Source organism: Phocaeicola faecalis, assembly GCF_021730445.1.
GTDB lineage: Bacteria > Bacteroidota > Bacteroidia > Bacteroidales > Bacteroidaceae > Phocaeicola > Phocaeicola faecalis.
The window spans coordinates 87,012-103,724 of the sequence record NZ_JADNRM010000005.1; the positions used below are offsets into that span (position 1 = coordinate 87,012).

The 16,713-nt window shown below is 45.0% G+C and carries 12 protein-coding genes; 4 read left to right on the forward strand and 8 right to left on the reverse strand.

Going from position 1 to position 16,713, the window contains the following annotated elements; all coding sequences use genetic code 11:
* The first annotated feature begins 15 nt into the window (after nucleotides 1-15).
* The 3 genes from IR173_RS07720 to IR173_RS07730 all read left to right on the forward strand — a co-directional run bounded on the left by IR173_RS07720 (nucleotide 16) and on the right by IR173_RS07730 (nucleotide 6,583).
* Nucleotides 16-3,222 (forward strand): SusC/RagA family TonB-linked outer membrane protein, encoded by a 3,207-nt coding sequence (locus IR173_RS07720; protein WP_237039075.1) that lies wholly within the window; start codon nucleotides 16-18, stop codon nucleotides 3,220-3,222.
* Nucleotides 3,223-3,236: 14 nt separating this feature from the next.
* Nucleotides 3,237-4,997: a RagB/SusD family nutrient uptake outer membrane protein gene (locus IR173_RS07725; RefSeq protein WP_237039076.1), complete on the forward strand. Its 1,761-nt coding sequence runs from the start codon at nucleotides 3,237-3,239 to the stop codon at nucleotides 4,995-4,997.
* Nucleotides 4,998-5,191: 194 nt separating this feature from the next.
* Nucleotides 5,192-6,583 (forward strand): alpha-L-fucosidase, encoded by a 1,392-nt coding sequence (locus tag IR173_RS07730; RefSeq protein WP_237039077.1) that lies wholly within the window; start codon nucleotides 5,192-5,194, stop codon nucleotides 6,581-6,583.
* Nucleotides 6,584-6,747: 164 nt separating this feature from the next.
* Here the strand turns inward: IR173_RS07730 and IR173_RS07735 are convergent, their stop codons facing one another.
* From IR173_RS07735 to nrfH, 8 genes are all read right to left on the reverse strand, one after another.
* On the reverse strand, nucleotides 6,748-7,215 hold the full coding sequence (locus IR173_RS07735; protein ID WP_237039078.1) for an amidohydrolase family protein: 468 nt from the start codon (nucleotides 7,213-7,215) through the stop codon (nucleotides 6,748-6,750).
* Between the two features lie 45 nt (nucleotides 7,216-7,260).
* A complete protein-coding gene (locus IR173_RS07740) occupies nucleotides 7,261-8,913 on the reverse strand; it encodes an AMP-binding protein (protein ID WP_237039079.1) in 1,653 nt (550 codons plus the stop codon).
* A gap of 11 nt (nucleotides 8,914-8,924) precedes the next feature.
* Nucleotides 8,925-9,479, reverse strand: coding sequence for a helix-turn-helix domain-containing protein (locus IR173_RS07745; protein ID WP_237039080.1), 555 nt, complete (start codon nucleotides 9,477-9,479; stop codon nucleotides 8,925-8,927).
* Nucleotides 9,480-10,313: 834 nt separating this feature from the next.
* Nucleotides 10,314-11,612, reverse strand: coding sequence for an alginate export family protein (locus tag IR173_RS07755; RefSeq protein ID WP_237039081.1), 1,299 nt, complete (start codon nucleotides 11,610-11,612; stop codon nucleotides 10,314-10,316).
* Nucleotides 11,613-11,629: 17 nt separating this feature from the next.
* Complete coding sequence (gene ccsA / locus IR173_RS07760) at nucleotides 11,630-12,421, reverse strand: cytochrome c biogenesis protein CcsA (RefSeq protein ID WP_237039082.1); 792 nt, start codon at nucleotides 12,419-12,421, stop codon at nucleotides 11,630-11,632.
* A complete protein-coding gene (locus tag IR173_RS07765; protein ID WP_237039083.1) occupies nucleotides 12,418-13,686 on the reverse strand; it encodes a cytochrome c biogenesis protein ResB in 1,269 nt (422 codons plus the stop codon). Before IR173_RS07765 ends, ccsA begins: the two co-directional genes overlap by 4 nt.
* 60 nt (nucleotides 13,687-13,746) lie before the next feature.
* Nucleotides 13,747-15,228 (reverse strand): ammonia-forming cytochrome c nitrite reductase, encoded by a 1,482-nt coding sequence (nrfA, locus tag IR173_RS07770; RefSeq protein WP_237039084.1) that lies wholly within the window; start codon nucleotides 15,226-15,228, stop codon nucleotides 13,747-13,749.
* Between the two features lie 21 nt (nucleotides 15,229-15,249).
* Nucleotides 15,250-15,840: a cytochrome c nitrite reductase small subunit gene (nrfH, locus tag IR173_RS07775; protein WP_237039085.1), complete on the reverse strand. Its 591-nt coding sequence runs from the start codon at nucleotides 15,838-15,840 to the stop codon at nucleotides 15,250-15,252.
* A 150-nt stretch (nucleotides 15,841-15,990) separates the two neighbouring features.
* Here nrfH and IR173_RS07780 point away from each other — a divergent pair, with 150 nt between their 5' ends.
* Nucleotides 15,991-16,686 (forward strand): Crp/Fnr family transcriptional regulator, encoded by a 696-nt coding sequence (locus tag IR173_RS07780; protein ID WP_237039086.1) that lies wholly within the window; start codon nucleotides 15,991-15,993, stop codon nucleotides 16,684-16,686.
* Nucleotides 16,687-16,713 lie beyond the last annotated feature (27 nt).

Consider the following 16,713-nt stretch of genomic DNA (forward strand, 5'->3'; position numbering starts at 1 on the left):
TTAAAAATCACAGCTATGTTAAAACGACTAAAATCAGTCAGTATGATGCTGTTCCTGATGGGAGCCTCTACCGGAGCAGCGTATGCGGTTAGCAATCCTGGCGTAACCGATGTGAAAATCACACAGCAGAACGGAGCTTGTACCGGTATCGTAAAAGACGGAACCGGCGAGACCGTCATTGGAGCCTCAGTAGTAGTAAAAGGTACTACTAACGGAACAATCACCGGAATCGACGGTGACTTCTCTTTATCTAATGTCAATAAGGGAGACATTCTTCAAATCTCTTTCGTGGGTTACATTACTCAGGAAGTAAAATGGAACGGTACTCCTTTGAACATCATCTTGAAAGATGATACTCAGACTTTGGAGGAAGTAGTGGTGGTAGGCTATGGTACACAGAAAAAGGTAAACCTGACCGGTGCAGTAGCAATGGCAGAAAGCGATGTTTTGGAAGACCGTCCTATCGCTAACTTGGCTCAAGGTTTGCAAGGTGCCATTCCTAACTTGAACATTTCGTTTGCCAATGGTAATCCTAACTCAAGCACAAGTATCAATGTCCGTGGTCTTACATCATTGAATGGCGGTTCTGCATTAATCTTGGTAGATGGTGTGGAAACCAACGATATTTCTTTGCTTAACCCGCAGGATATTGAAAGTATCTCAGTGTTGAAAGATGCTTCTTCTGCAGCCGTATATGGTGCACGTGCAGCATTCGGCGTTGTATTGATTACAACTAAAAAAGGTAAGAAAGGAGAAAAAGTAACTTTCAACTATAACAATAATTTCTCATGGTCAGCTCCTTCACGCATGGCTAAAGGATTACCGGCAGACCAATGGTTACGCGCCATGAATGTGGAATCCAACAATACCAGCGGTACTCAATATTGGAGTGATGAATTGATTGAAGCTGTAGAAGCACGCATGAAAGACCCCAGTCTTCCTACTGCTTGGGAAAACACACAAGGAAACAAATTCACCGCCAACGGAGAATGGGCTTATGCCGGTAATACTGACTGGCTGGATGTACTGTTTAATGATGCAGCCTTCATGCAACAGCACAATGCCAGCGTTCGTGGTGGTTCTGAAAAGACCTCTTACTACGGTTCGGTAGGTTACAAAGGACAAGATGGTTTGCTGGCTTATGGAACAGACCATTTCAAACGTATTAATATGTCATTCAATTTCAACACTCAATTAACTAATTGGTTGGAAATCGGATTGAACGTAAAATACAATCGTAGCGAAGCTAACGAACCTAACTCTAATTTCTATACTTCAGAAGACCCTTATTATGAAGTATATCGCGCCATGCCGTTTGTTCCCGTTTATTTACCGGATGGAGACTTTGCAGGTGTAGCAGGTTCTAACTTCAACTTCAACATTGCGGGTATGTTGGCACAGGCCGGACGTACAAAGAATGTTTATGATGATATCTGGTATACAGGTTCTTTCAAATTAACTCCGTTCAAAGGACTCACTGTAAGAGGTGACTATACCGGAAACCGTTACTTCAGAACCACTCGTTCACACGAAAAGACTATCTATCAGAAGCAACCCGATGGCACTTCAATGTCAAAAGGTGACCCGAACGGTGTTTCACTGAGGAAGTATGACGATACTTATGAAGCATTGAACTTATGGGCAGAATATAAGAAATCTTTCGGCGACCACTCTCTTACCGCAATGGTAGGTTATAACCAGGAATCTAAAGAAACCAGTAATATGTATGGCAAGACAACAGGCTTGTTTGTAAATGATATCCCTGTTATCGACTTAGCCGGAACCAAGCAAAATCTGGAAGAAGAAGCAACTATCTGGGCTGTACAAGGTGCTTTCTTCCGTTTGAACTATGATTATAAAGGTAAATACTTATTGGAAGTGAACGGTCGTTATGACGGTTCTTCAAAATACGGTGAAAATGACCGTTGGGGATTCTTCCCATCAGCTTCTATCGGTTGGAGATTATCTGAAGAAAAATTCTTTGACTCTGCACGCAATATATTCGAAAACGTTAAACTCCGTGCATCTGTTGGTTCATTAGGTAACCAGGTTACTACAGGTAACTTCGACTACTTAAGTTCTATGGGCTTTGCTCAGCTTAACTACTTATTGAACGGTAAATTGGCAACCGGTATCACTCCTGCTTCATTGGCTTATAACAATGTAAGTTGGGAAAAGGTAACTACCGCCAACTTCGGTCTTGACTTGGGTCTGTTGAACAACCGCTTGACTGCTTCATTCGACTACTTTATCCGTTATACCAATGATATGGTCGTATCAAAGACTTATCCTGCAACAATGGGGTCTACCGGCGGTAAGGAAAATCTAGCCAACATGAGAACAAACGGTTGGGAACTTTCTTTGAGCTGGAAAGACCAAATCGCCAACGTAGGCGGCAGCCCATTGGATTACAACATCGGTATCGGCCTTTCGGACAGCTATTCAAAAATTACCAAATATGACAACCCGACCGGTTATCTGGGAGACTACTACGAAGGAATGGAACTGGGTGAAATATGGGGTTATGTCACTGACGGCTTCATTCAGGACAAAGCAGAAGCAGAACAACAGGCTGTTCGCCAAAAAGTAATTGCAACCACTTGGTTGCCGGGTGATATCCGTTACGCTGACTTAGACGGAAACGGTGCTGTTGACTACGGAAAGAATACATTAAGCGACCACGGTGACAAGAAGATTATCGGTAACAATACTCCGCGCTATCGTTTCAACATCAATCTGGGTGCATCATGGAAAGGTTTTGATATCCGCGCTTTGTTTGAAGGTACAATGAAACGCGACTTGTGGCTCGGTACAGGCAGTACCGGTATTTTCTGGGGATACTACGGACAATGGTGGAGTACATTGAATGAAACTCATCTAGACTATTGGACACCCGAAAATCCGAATGCCTACTATCCAACTCCGACCAACACAACTCGCAGCCGTCAAACTCAGACTAAATATTTGCAAGATGCTTCTTACATCCGTCTGAAAGATGTAACTATCGGTTATAACCTGCCACAAGCTTGGATTTCCAAATTCGGCATCGCTCAGTTGAGAGTTTTTGCAAGCGGACAAAACTTATGGGAAGCTACAGGTTTGTATAAATACCTAGACCCGGATGCAACAGGTAACAGAAAGAAAGATGGTGAAATGGAAGATCGTATGACCAAATACCCATTCTGCCGTACTTATTCATTTGGTATCAACGTAACATTCTAAATTCAGGAACGATTATGAAAAAAAATATATTATATATAGGTTTAGTAGCTTTAGCATTGCAAAGCTGCGATTATTTGGATCGCGAACCGCTGGATTCCATCTCTAAAGACAAATTCTTTTCAACAGCCGGTGCTGATGGATTACAGCAATATTGTAACAATCTCTATCCTAAATTGATTAAAGGGCATGGAGACCCACAATCTTACAACTTCGGTATGATGGAAGAAGATTTCAAATCGGACAACATTTACCCATGGGAATACAATACTACCAGCTTCGGTCTGCACGTAGCTCCTACCGGTGCTAAAGATACAGAATGGAACTGGGAATATATCCGTGCTTGTAATGACTTCTTAGCCAATTACGAACAGTCACAGGCTTCAGAAGCAGAAAAACATCGTTTTGCAGGAGAAATCTTATTCCTCAAAACCCTTGACTATTTCAACAAAGTGAAAACTTATGGCGATGTGCCTTGGTATGACAAAGTCGTAAATCCGGGAGACGAAGACTTATATAAAGCACGTGATTCCCGCACTATGGTAGCAGACAATATGCTGAAAGAAATCGATCAAGCTATTGAGTGGTTGCCCATGAAATCGAAAGTGGATGTTACTCGCATTTCAAAAGATGCAGCATTGGCTTTGAAAGCACGTTTCTGCTTGTTTGAAGGTACATGGCGTCGTTATCACAAGATGGAAGGAGATACAAAATTTTTGCAGGAAGCATACAATGCAGCCGGAGAATTAATGAAATCGGAATATGGCTACTCATTATTCCAGGGCAGTTCTCCTTCACAGGCTTATCATGAATTATTCATTCAGTCTGATTACGCAAACAATCCTGAAATCATCTTGTCTAAGGCCTATGACCCCAGCTTGGGTAAAGGTAATAACCTGAGCCGTCAGATTGGTGTAGGCGAAACCCCTCTGGGTGTCAGCAAAGACTGTATTGATGACTATCTGTGCGCAGAAACAGGATTGCCTATCACTCTTTGCAATTGCCCCGGACATAGCACACACACCGGATTATTGGCAGAGTTGAACAACCGCGACCCGCGTTTGCTACAGACAGTATGCTCGCCCGAAGCCGGTGAACACACCTATTATCTGAACGGACATCCTGCCAATATTGCCAACATTGTAAATACCGGTGCAGGCGGTTCATCTTCTACCGGTTATAGCATTGCCAAATTCTATAATGTAGCCGAACATTTGGCTGCTCACCATCAGGGAACATTGGATGCTCCGGTATTCCGTTTCGGTGAAATTCTGTTAATTCGTGCAGAAGCTGCTGCAGAACTGGGCACCATTTCTCAGACTGATTTGGATGCAACAGTCAATAAGCTGCGTGAACGCGTAGGATTCAACCACAAATTGACTATGACTCCGACCGTTGATCCCAAACTGGAAACTGAATATCCGAATGTAAGTGCCAATAACGCAACACTGATTCGTGAAATCCGTCGCGAACGCCGTGTAGAATTATTCGGTGAAGGTTACCGCTTTGACGACTTGCGCCGTTGGGCATGCGGTAAACGCTTGGATGCTTCTGTTGCACCCCGCATGGGTATGATTCCTGATGCAACTCTTTATTCTGCTGAAAATATTGCCACTATGCAGAATGTATTGGGTACAAACAGCCAAGGTGAACTTGACATTTACAGTAAGCGCGTAGACACACAGGCAAGATTTGAAGATCCGAAGAACTACCTGTTTGCTATTCCGACGAATGAAATCTCTATCAACCCGAATCTGACACAGAACCCAGGATGGTAATTGATACATTATAATCTATTAGGAAATGCCCGGGAAGCGAATAATGCTTTCCGGGCATTCTTTTTTTGTTTTCCACCCAATTATTAAATTTCTATCCTCTTTTCTTGCTCGCCAAATAAGAAAACCTTACCTTTATCAACCCTTAAACGGAAATTAAACGCAAACAAAACAATAAACACTAACTCATAACAGTTATGTATAACCTCAAAAAACTAATAGTATGCATGGCTGGAGCAGCGTTCGCCCTGAACCTCCACGCCCAACAAGTACAAGGCTTTGTCCACAAGCAGTCAGAAGCAACCGATTATGTATGGCCTACCGACCAACAAGTGTTGGCCAAACTGGACAAATGGCAAGACCAGAAGTTCGGAGTCCTGTTCCATTGGGGTCTTTACTCCGTTCCGGGCATTGTAGAATCATGGTCGATATGCTCGGAAGACGTCGACTGGATTTCACGCAAGAAGCCTTTACCCTACAATGAATACAAAGAATGGTACTGGGGCTTGAAAGATTCGCTCAATCCGGTCAACTTCAATCCCGAACAATGGGCGGATGTAATGCAGGATGCAGGTATCAAGTATATGATATTCACCACCAAGCATCACGACGGCTTTTGTACTTTCGACTCCAAATACACAGATTTCTCTATTGCACACGGAGCCTTCAAGGATAATCCGCGCAAGAACGTGGCTTACCATGTATTCGATGCTTTCCGTAAGAAGGGCTTCATGATGGGATGCTATTTTTCTAAACCCGACTGGCATTGCGAATGGTTTTGGAATCCTTATTTCGCTACCCCCAACCGTAACATCAATTACAAGAAAGACCGCCATCCTGACTGGTGGAAGAATTATCAGACCTTTACCCGCAATCAGCTGAACGAACTGATGTCTGACTACGGAAGTTTCGATATCCTTTGGCTGGACGGCGGCTGGGTGAAAGGCGACGACATCGGCCTGGACGATATTCTGGCACAGGCACGCCGGAAGCATCCGGGATTGATTTCGGTAGACCGCAGCATCAGGGGAAAGAACGAAAACTACCAGACGCCCGAACGCGGTATCCCCGAAACACAGCTCGACTATCCGTGGGAAAGTTGCATCACACTGAGCAATGATTGGGGATGGGTGCCAAATGCTCCGTTCAAATCGCCGCAGAAGGTAATCAACATATTGAGTGAAATCACTGCCAAAGGCGGCTGCCTGCTATTGGGTGTAGGGCCTACCCCTGACGGTATCATCGAAGAGGAAGTGACCAAGCGTCTGCATGAGGTGGGAGAATGGCTGCGGGCAAATGGCAAGGCTATCTACAACACCCGAATCACTCCCATTTATCAGGACGGACACACATGGTTCACTGCCGACAAAGACGGACAGACACTCTATGCCATCTATGCATTGCCCGAGGGAGAAACACTGCCGGAAACGATAGAATGGACAGGAAATCTTCCAAAAGGCAAGATGAAAATGCTAAAAGGAAACAGGAGCGTGAAATATACTTGCAAGGACGGCAAAGTGAAGGTGTCACTCCCCAAAGGTATCAAGAATGAACCTATTGCATTGCAATTTAAAGTAAAGACTAAATAAGAACTATAGAGGGTGTTTCAATTTATCAGCAATGAGAAAAGCCATATCATCACTCGAGAATCGAGTTGGATATGGCTCTCTTTTATATTTGTCAGTTATAAAAAGCAGCTTTTAGAGTGGACATCTTAGTTTTGGCATACCTTCTAAAGCAAAAAAACTTTTGGTTATTCTTCCATCACAAAGCTTTTCAGGATAGCCTCAGCCTCCGCTTTATGCCCGGCCGAATAAATGATAGAAATATAAAATGCACTTCCCGCCGCCTTGGTCATCAGGCAGGCATAGCAACAATGGTCATTCTCACATTTGCCATCCATTGAAACGCCATAGAATTGCTCCAAGTCAAAGGCTTTGACAGCAGTCTGATTCTCCACGCCATCATCATTGGCATAATCCCGAAGCACCCCTTTCAGGTCGTCCTTCGTGATGCCGTCAGAGTCCAAAGCCTGGACAGTGATATAAAACTTACTATCATTCAACAGGAAAGTTTCCTCCGTATCCTCCTCCACGGCAATATCCTTCGGCACCTTGAAAGTCAGTCCGTAGGCAGTCCATGTTATGGGAGACAATGCCTGTGCGCCTGCCGACAGGCAGGCAGTCAGACACAAAAATGCAAAAAACAAAATTCTTTTCATCTTTTACTTCGTTACGAATAAAACTCCGCCCGACGCACAAGTCGGTTATTTATCTTTATCACGTATCTCCACGCGACGAATCTTACCACTGATAGTCTTCGGAAGCTCTTCTACAAACTCTATCACACGCGGATACTTATAAGGGGCAGTCACACGCTTCACATGGTCTTGCAATTCCTTAATCAGTTCGGGGCTTTCCTGTCCTTTGTAGTTCTTGGAAAGAACGATGGTCGCCTTTACCACTTGTCCGCGCACCTCGTCGGGAACACCCGTAATGGCACATTCCACCACTGCAGGGTGAGTCATCAGTGCACTTTCCACTTCAAACGGGCCTATACGGTAACCGGAACTCTTGATAACATCATCCGCACGTCCCACAAACCAGAAATATCCGTCTTCGTCACGCCAAGCCACATCACCGGTATAATAAATGCCGTCGTGCCAAGCATCTTCTGTCAGCTCGGCCGCCCGATAATACTCTTTGAACAACCCCAGCGGCTTGCCTTTTGACGTATGGATGACAATCTGTCCCTGTTCACCGTCTTCTGCCGAACGACCGTCAGGAGTCAGCAAGTCAATGTCATACTGCGGGTTGGGCACGCCCATGCTGCCCGGTTTTGGGTCCATCCAAGGGAAGGTGCCCAATGTCAACGTCGTTTCCGTCTGTCCGAAGCCTTCCATCAGCCGGATACCGGTTATCTTCTTAAACGTCTCATATACAGAATAGTTCAACGCTTCTCCGGCAGTGGTGCAATATTCCAAAGAAGACAGGTCATACTTACTGATATCTTCCTTTATCAAGAAACGATAGATGGTGGGAGGAGCACACAGTGAAGTGATATGATAGTCCTGAATCTTTCCGAGGATATCGGCAGGAGTAAACTTCTCATGGTCGTAAACAAAGATATTTGCACCCACAATCATCTGTCCGTAGAGTTTTCCCCACACGGCCTTTCCCCAGCCGGTATCAGCAATCGTCAGATGCAGGCTGTCGCGGTGCAGGTTATGCCAGAAACCGGCAGTTACGATATGTCCCAACGGATAAGTAAAGTCATGCGCCACCATCTTCGGCTCGCCGGTAGTTCCCGATGTAAAATACATCAGTGAAGTATCCTCATTGGCATTCGGATGTTCGGGTCTTACGAACGGAGCCGCGTTTTCTATCCCCTGATGAAAATCTTCGAAACCTTCGGGAATTTCGGGACCGACGCTGACCAGCTTCTTTACAGAAGGAGAATCAGGCATCGCTTCTATGATATGTTTGGTGATTACATCCTCGCCTGCCGCAACAATCATCTTAATATCGGCAGCGTTACAACGATACACAATATCTTTCTTGGTCAACAAGTGAGTGGCAGGAATCACCACCGCACCCAATTTGTGCAGGGCGATAATGGAATACCAGAACTCATAACGGCGTTTCAGTATCAACATCACCATATCACCGCGACCGATGCCCAGACTTTGGAAATAAGATGCCGTCATATCGGTATATTTTTTCAGGTCGGCATAGGTGTATTGTCGGGATTCACCTTTATCGTTGGTCCACAACAAGGCTTTCTTGTCGGGTTCCTCAGCAGCCCAAGCATCAACAATATCATAACCGAAATTAAAATTTTCGGGAACCTTGATTTTCAGGTTCTTTATAAAATCCTCTTGTGAGGTAAAAGCGGTTTGTTCTAAGAATCTTTCTACCATACTCTTACAATTTACATAATTACTGCCAGGAACTTCACAGTCTTGCCATCCAGTGCCATCATGCCGTGAGGCTGAGCAGAATCAAAGTAAAGGCTGTCACCCGGGTTCAAAATAAGTTCTTTTCCGTTAATGTTAAGCAACATACGTCCTTCTATCACCAGGTTGAACTCTTGTCCTTCGTGTGAATTGAAATAAATAGGCGTATCTTCGGGCTTCGGTTCTACGGTAACGATGAACGGATCTACTTTGCGTCCGCGGAATCCCGATGCCAATGATTCATATTTATATGCTTTGGTACGCTCCACTGACACCCCTGTGCCCCAACGGGTCAAGAAGTAAGCACTCATTTTAGGTTCTTCACCAAACATCAGCACATCCAGTGCGATGTCATATTTGCGGGCAATCTTCTGCAAAGCACTGACTGATATATCTTTCTCACCGCTTTCCATACCCAAGTATTCTTCCACCGTGAGCTGGCAACTTTCGGCCACCTCTTGGGGAGTCAGTTCCAAAACGTCTCTCAATCCCTGAAGACGTTCGGCTATTTGCTTTATTTGGTCACTCATAATCTTTAGATTTAGGGTTCAAAGATAATGAAGATTTAATTAATCCTAGCAAAATTTCAAGAAGTTTCTAAGAAAACTATCTATTAGACAGTAAAACTGCACAATATCATTCTACATGAGCAAGAATAGGCATTTAAGAAGGTAGCTGCCTTTCGGATAGTTTCAAATGAAAGTATTCGCATCGGATAGCAGGAAATAATGACATGTAACCTACAAAAAATACATTATTGGGCAAAAATGAGAGCAATGCTCTCACCTTTCCAAGCGTCTCTCACCCGCATCTCTCATACCTGAAAGGCTTTATACATCGGACTTTCAACAACACGAGTGAGAGAATGAGAGATAAAATACATTCTAACTGTTTTGCGCAGAGGATTACTGAAGAAGAAATAGTAAGAGTCAATGGCGAAGACTATATTAAACAGACAGATATGTTACATGCCGCAAGGAGAGTGTCCAGTCAAACTTAACCCAATAGTAGCCATCCGCCCAATGATTATTAGGTTATCTCCCTTATTTTCATTTTCTTTGTATCCGAACGAAAGGAAAAATAATAATAAATTATACCAATGAACAGTACTCACCCGACGACAAAACTGTCGGCGCTAAATATGCCGAGAAATCTTTTCACCGGACAGAGATTATCTGTCTGGATATAGAAACGATAAGCGGAAAGGGAAAAACGGTACGTTCTTGATAAAAAAGAAATCCTCTCCTATGCTACATTTCCATTGAAGCAGATGGAGGGGTGCCAAAAGTCCGACAGTCCCCCTCCACTAGTCTCGGATGACATAATGATAGGCTGTTTCAGTTCAGTGAGGGCTCTTCATCAGATTACCATTTGGCAAAGAAGAGTTTCGGATTGATATTCAAAGAAACCCATCCCCAGTCCTGCCAACTGCTATGATTACCGCCTTTCACTGCATCCATGGTCTTGGTTCCCAACATGAATGAATAACCGGCTGACAGTTTCACGTCTTTCATAATGCTCCAATCCACCTGAGTATCTATTTCGGAGCCTAATCCTTTGCTCAGCTTCTCCCCGCCGAGCAACGGCTTCTGTGCCGCACTGAAATAATGATAATTCACCTGCAATGCAACTTTCGGCGATGCCTTGAACGCTAGTCCGATGCGATTGTCCCACAAGCCGGGAGCCGATACACCCTGCACCCATGAAGAAGCATAGAAATAATCCATGGCTCCATAGAACTTATGATGGGTGCCGTAAAGCGGGTCGAAGGCCTTGTTCTTGTCACCTTCTTCCTTGTTGCCACTCAGGTAATCACTACCGACGGTAACCGACCACGCTTTGTCTATCTTATAAGAAGCGACCACACTCCACATATAGGCGGAGACATTCTTTGAATTCATATTCTTATCGGGCTTGCTCTTTCCCGACTGATAATAGAAAGCGCCGTTCAAATTCCAATTGCCCGGATGAAAAGTCAGATAGGTGCCCATGGTCTGCATATAGCGGCTCTTCGCCTTTTGCTCGTCACCGGCTTCCCAACCCAGATTCATAAACAGCAGGGAGGCTTCAAACGGAGTGGCCTTTGCTTTATAGTGATACCATGCTGTCTGCATGCTCTTATAAGGCTGCCCGATAGCATTGTAGTAAGTTCCTGCATATTTCTCATCATTCTGATTGAAGGCCAGAATCAAATGAAGTTGGTTGTGCTCATCCCGATAGCCTAGTTTCAGGGCATCGTGATAACGTCCTGCTACATTCCAATCCAATCCGCCCAAAATGCGTTCGTCATCATAAGAAAGCGTCTGACGTCCCAAGCGAGCAAAGAAGCCGTTCTTTGAAGTTAACTCAGCCCAAGCCTCATTCATGATGAAACGGCCGTTCTTGTCAATCTGAGGATCTTGTCCCCACACTCCCACGTGCTGGGCAGATATTTTCATGCTCAAACCCGTGCGTCTGTATTCCATAGAAAGGCGGGCGCGATTGTTGATGAAGGAGGCAGAAGGCTCCCCTTCCTCACGAGGAAGTAATGCACCGTTACGGTATTCAGCACGCGGACGAATCTGTGCGGACATACTAAACTCATTTTCCTTATTGTCATCCTGCGCATACGTCAGGCCGGGAAGCAAGAGTAAACTTGCCGCCAATAGTCTAAAATGTTTCATCGCTTTATTCTTTTAAATTAGTTCAGATTATATGTGTGTACACTCACTCCTTGCGCCGAGGGCAGGTAATTGATGCCATACCAGCACATTTGGAGCAGCACGAATGCCACAAGTGAGATAATCAATGCTTTCTTATAGTCGGCGGGACATCCCAAGCGGAAATGGATATAGGCCAGATAGCCAAACCAAGTAGCTGCCGCCCAAGTCTCCTTCGGATCCCATGCCCAGTAATGTCCCCATGCTTCTTTGGCCCATACTGCCCCGAAGAGCATTCCCAAAGTCATAAAGGCAAGTCCCACACAGATTAGATTATCACATAAATCGAGTTCTTGCCTTCCAGGTGTTTTCTTCTTGAACCATAGCAGGTAGACCGCCATCACTGCAGCAGCCCCCAGCATGGCGTATGCAAACATATATACAATGACGTGAGGAGCAAACCATGGGCTTTGAAGCGCGGGCATCAACGTCTTATTATGAATTTCAGGTTTAAACAGATTGATGCAGATAAAGACTAATGACAGAATGAAGCTGAAACTCAGAATCCATTTGTACTTCCAACGGAAGTAGGTTATCAGTCCTGCCAAGGGCAGGAAAAAAGAATACCACAAGCGTGTCTCTCCCATTGTGCGCATGGGCGGTCGCTCCAACGATATCCACATCAAGAGGATAAAGGTGAAGAATATCGCCAGTCCTGCCAATGTAAAGCCGTAAACCAATGCCTTGCGTTTTCCTTTCCAAGCGGCAAAAGCGCCGATTGCCCAACAAATCAGAGCAACAATGGCAAAGAAGATGAAATAATCCCAACTCATGAGTGTGCCTCCTTTCTTTCTTCAACCTGTCCGGACTCTCTTCTCCCCAGCTGGGCGGTGGTAAACAAACAGACGGCACCGAGAATCATCATGCCGATACCGATATAGACATAAGGTAGCCAAGGGTCGCGCACTAATTCAAAGACGCTGATGTTACTCCATCGTCCTTTTGTTTCATCGTAACTCAACTGATAGATTTTCCAACCGTCTATTTCGTATGGTTTGTTGACTTCTATCGTGCCCGATTCCTGCTTACCGCTTTCTGTGTACAGGGTCACATCCGAAGCAAAACGTTGCGGTTCGCGTTCGGGCATCACCATACTTATCCGGTCATTCAGTTTCAGGGCTTTGTAGGGAAACATAAAACTACCGCAGCTCACCCACCCCTCTTTGGTTTCATGGGTTTTGCGGTTCTTTGCTTTCAGATAGATAGCATACGTTGCCCCCATCGAACGAAACTCGGTGAAACGAAGGGTATCTTCCGTTGCCACCAAAGCCGCTTCGGGGATGGACTGCGTGATATTCAACTCCCAGTCCAGCAGGTCGCCATGCGACACTCCTTCTTCCAACAGCACATGGGCAGGAGCGTCTTCGGGTAATACCTTACCGGTGGCATTGTCAATCAACATAAGCTTAGGAGGATATTCATCGATGGTAAAGTCGTTGAGTTCGATAGCCAAAGGAAGTTCCACCAAATTTTGATTTTCTTCATCTTGAGCACGCCATTCAGTATTGCCCAAAGAGGTGGTCATACGAAGGCGCTGCATATCGGCATTGCCCAAAGTGGCGGCAACCAATGCTATAAAAAGTCCGACATGGTTAAGCAGAAAGGGAATTTTTTTCCAATGGAAGGGAAAGGTGGAACGAAGAATGGTCATCCCCAACGACAGACTCATCCATATATATAGGAGTACGAAAGACCAAGAAGAGAGCATTTGGGTAAAAAGCCCCTCCACCGCATCAATGGCATGATGCGAAGGAACCTGCTTCACCAATCCCATCAGGACAGTGGCTACCACTACCCAAAGCAAAGAAGAAACGGCAGCCGTATAATGACTCAGCCAACCAAATACATAGACCTTCTTCCGCAGGGCATTCATTACTCCCAACAGAATCAGAAAAGCTGCCAATACGATTACATTCACCGGAAAGGCAATCCAGTCCCATTCTATTTTACCGACAGTTGCCTGTAACAGAATTCCTGTTACAAGCAGACCGGCACCAATCATGATACCTTCTCTCAACTTCCAAGGTTTATTCCACATAGTTCATTCCTTATCATTCACAGGAACGAATCTTAAGTATCCGTTCCTGTGCTAATCAATTTATAATTTCGCAATGCGTCCGTTAGCCTTTGCTTTTTCCAACCAGCCTGGAACAGCTTCTTTCAAGAACTTGTCTTTTGCCGCTTTCTCGGCAGGAATATCCAAACCGATATATTGCTGAGCTTTTTCTTTTGTCGAAATGTCCGGCATCGGAACGTCATCGGTATAACCGTGAACGGCCAACACCTTAGAAATAGCCAGTCGCGCCTGCATTGCCTTATCCAATCCGTGTCCCAAGATACGTTGGATTTCTTGCGGAGCATGGAAAGCACCACCATGAGAAGCCACACCGAAGTCCCATCTCCACTGTGCCTGACGGATTAGTTTCAGTGCTTCTCTCATCTGGTCTTCCGTAGCTCCCTTATCCCATGCAAACTTCGCTTCAATATGTGCCTTAGCCAATTCTTGTTCCAAACGGGTACGCGCTTCATTTGCTTTGCGCTGACGGTCGTACACATTATTACGAAGCGTCTCCTCACTCTCACGATGGCAAGTCTGGCAAGTGCGGTCAATCATAGCCAACGGACTCTGAATGTGGTGATCGCTGAACTTCACGCCGCCTTCACTCTTGTAAGGCATATGACAATCGGCACACGACACACCGCGCTGAGCATGAATGCCCATCTGAGAGATTTCATAATCAGGATGCTGGGCTTTCAGGATTCGTGCACGACTCAACTTGTGGGTGTAATCGGCAAAATCGGTCTCATCATAATATTCTTCCATCGCCTCAACAGTAAAACCTTTGTCCCATGGGAATGTCAGATACTTACCGTCGCCCTTGAAATAATATTCCACATGGCATTGCGCACAAACCAATGAACGCATTTCCTGCGGAGTGGCTTTGGTAATGTCCTTTCCCTGACGGCGGAATGCTTCTATCAAAGCCGGACGGCTGATATGAAGATTCATATTTTCAGGTTCATGACAATCAGCACAACCGATAGGATTTACTATTTCACTACCGAATGCCGCCCATTTGTTATTATAAAAAGAGTCCACACCGATAGCCTCCATCATACGGGGTACATCCGGACTCTTGCAAGTCCAACAAGTAGAGGGTTGAGGCCCTTCGGTTGCACTCATCGGCGCACCGGTACGCAAGCTTGCTGTGATATCTTCAATGGCATGCATATGTCCGCGCGGCGTCGAGTAATCCTTCGAGAAGGCATAACCAGCCCACAAAACTACCATTTCCGGGCGTTTTTCCAAAACATCTACCGCAACATTTCCATTAAACTCACTCTCAAAGTCTGTCTTTGCCGTTTCAGTCCATGTTTGATATTCACGCGGATAATTCTCACCGAAAATCGGATTGCGGGCTTCGATGCCCGTTATCTCTACCTTTTTATTATTAAAGACGCTTGCCAGTTCTGCCCGCCGCTCCATCAATGATGAAACCGTCAGTCCCAACACAAACACGACAGCCATCGAACCACCGAACAACAGCCATCCTTGCCAAGATTTTAATTTCTTTTCCATCGTATGTTTTTCCTTTGATTATTATTTCTTTTTTATTCTCTGTAACCATTCAGGTACGGGCGATGCCGGATAGGGTACCAACGCGGCAGGAGTAGAGGACAGAGTATTCGTTCCTCCGTGGGGCACATCCCTGTGACAATCCCAACATGCCTTTCCGTGTCCAACCTGTGCCATCATGTAGTCAATCTTTCCCGCATTGACAAACTCGTTATTCAACTGCGTATGACAACGGATGCAATTATTCATAATCACATTAGCGCTTTCGTCATTCGCCTTTATCACCTGCGACTCGCTATGGGTGAGGAAAGCAGCCACATGCCGCATGCCATCCATTCCCTTGAATGTCCATTTCTTCACGGCATTTTCATGGGGCACATGGCAATCGTTACACGTAGCATTACGGCTGTGAGAACTGTGAAACCATGTAGCATAATAAGGAGCCATAATATGGCAATTGACACAAGCCGACGAATCGTCGCCCAAATAAGTATGCGCCCGCAGCAAATAGAGGAACAACCCTCCGCCACCTGCCACAACGCCACACACAATCACGGCCAGTACCTTCCACTTGCGAGAAGGGAGCAGTGTATTGATAAGTGTCGATATTTTCATAACATCTTCTTTTTTTTGCAAAAATAGAAAGTCAAGACTAATAAAAGTGTAATCATGATTACACCCAGCAGATATTTACTAAATATTCCTTGGTAAGTTAAACGAATGTTTTTTTTATTTCCTATCTTTGTCGCATCACTATCTCACACCATGGAAAAGATACTGTGTACGAAAGAACATAAGGAGTCATTGTTTCAAATCCCTCTGTTCAGAGATTTGCCTCAAAATGTAAAGTCTACCTTGCTCGAAAGGTTGGATTATCAATTGTACCATGTCAACAAGAAAGACGAAGTGGCACGGCAAGGAACTTCCTGTAAATGCTTATACGTATTATTATCGGGAAAACTAAGAGCCGACATTATCGACGGCTCCGGTAATGAAGTAATGATAGAATATATCATAGCACCACGTGCATTTGCCACTCCCCATTTGTTTAACACGGTAGACAACCGTTTGCCTGTCACTTTCACCGCATTGGAAGACAGCGTTCTGTTTACCGCCTCCCGCGAATCCACTTTCAAATTAATCAGCGAAGAGCCCAACATTCTGCGCAGTTTCCTGTGCATCACCGGCAACTGCAATCAATGTACAGTGGCACGCCTCAATGTACTTTCATACAAAAATGTACGCGACCGCTTCGTCGCTTACCTGTTTGAGCATAAGCATTCGAATTCCTCTAAAATACAAATACTCCACAACCAAGTGCAACTGGCGGAATATCTCAACGTCACCCGTCCTGCGCTATCCAAAGAGATAAACAAAATGATAAAAGAGGGACTTATTATCCTTGATGGGAAAAATGTAGAACTGTTAAAAGGAAGCCATCCCGGTAATTATTTATTGTAAGCACCTTGCCTGCCTTCTCTTTCTACT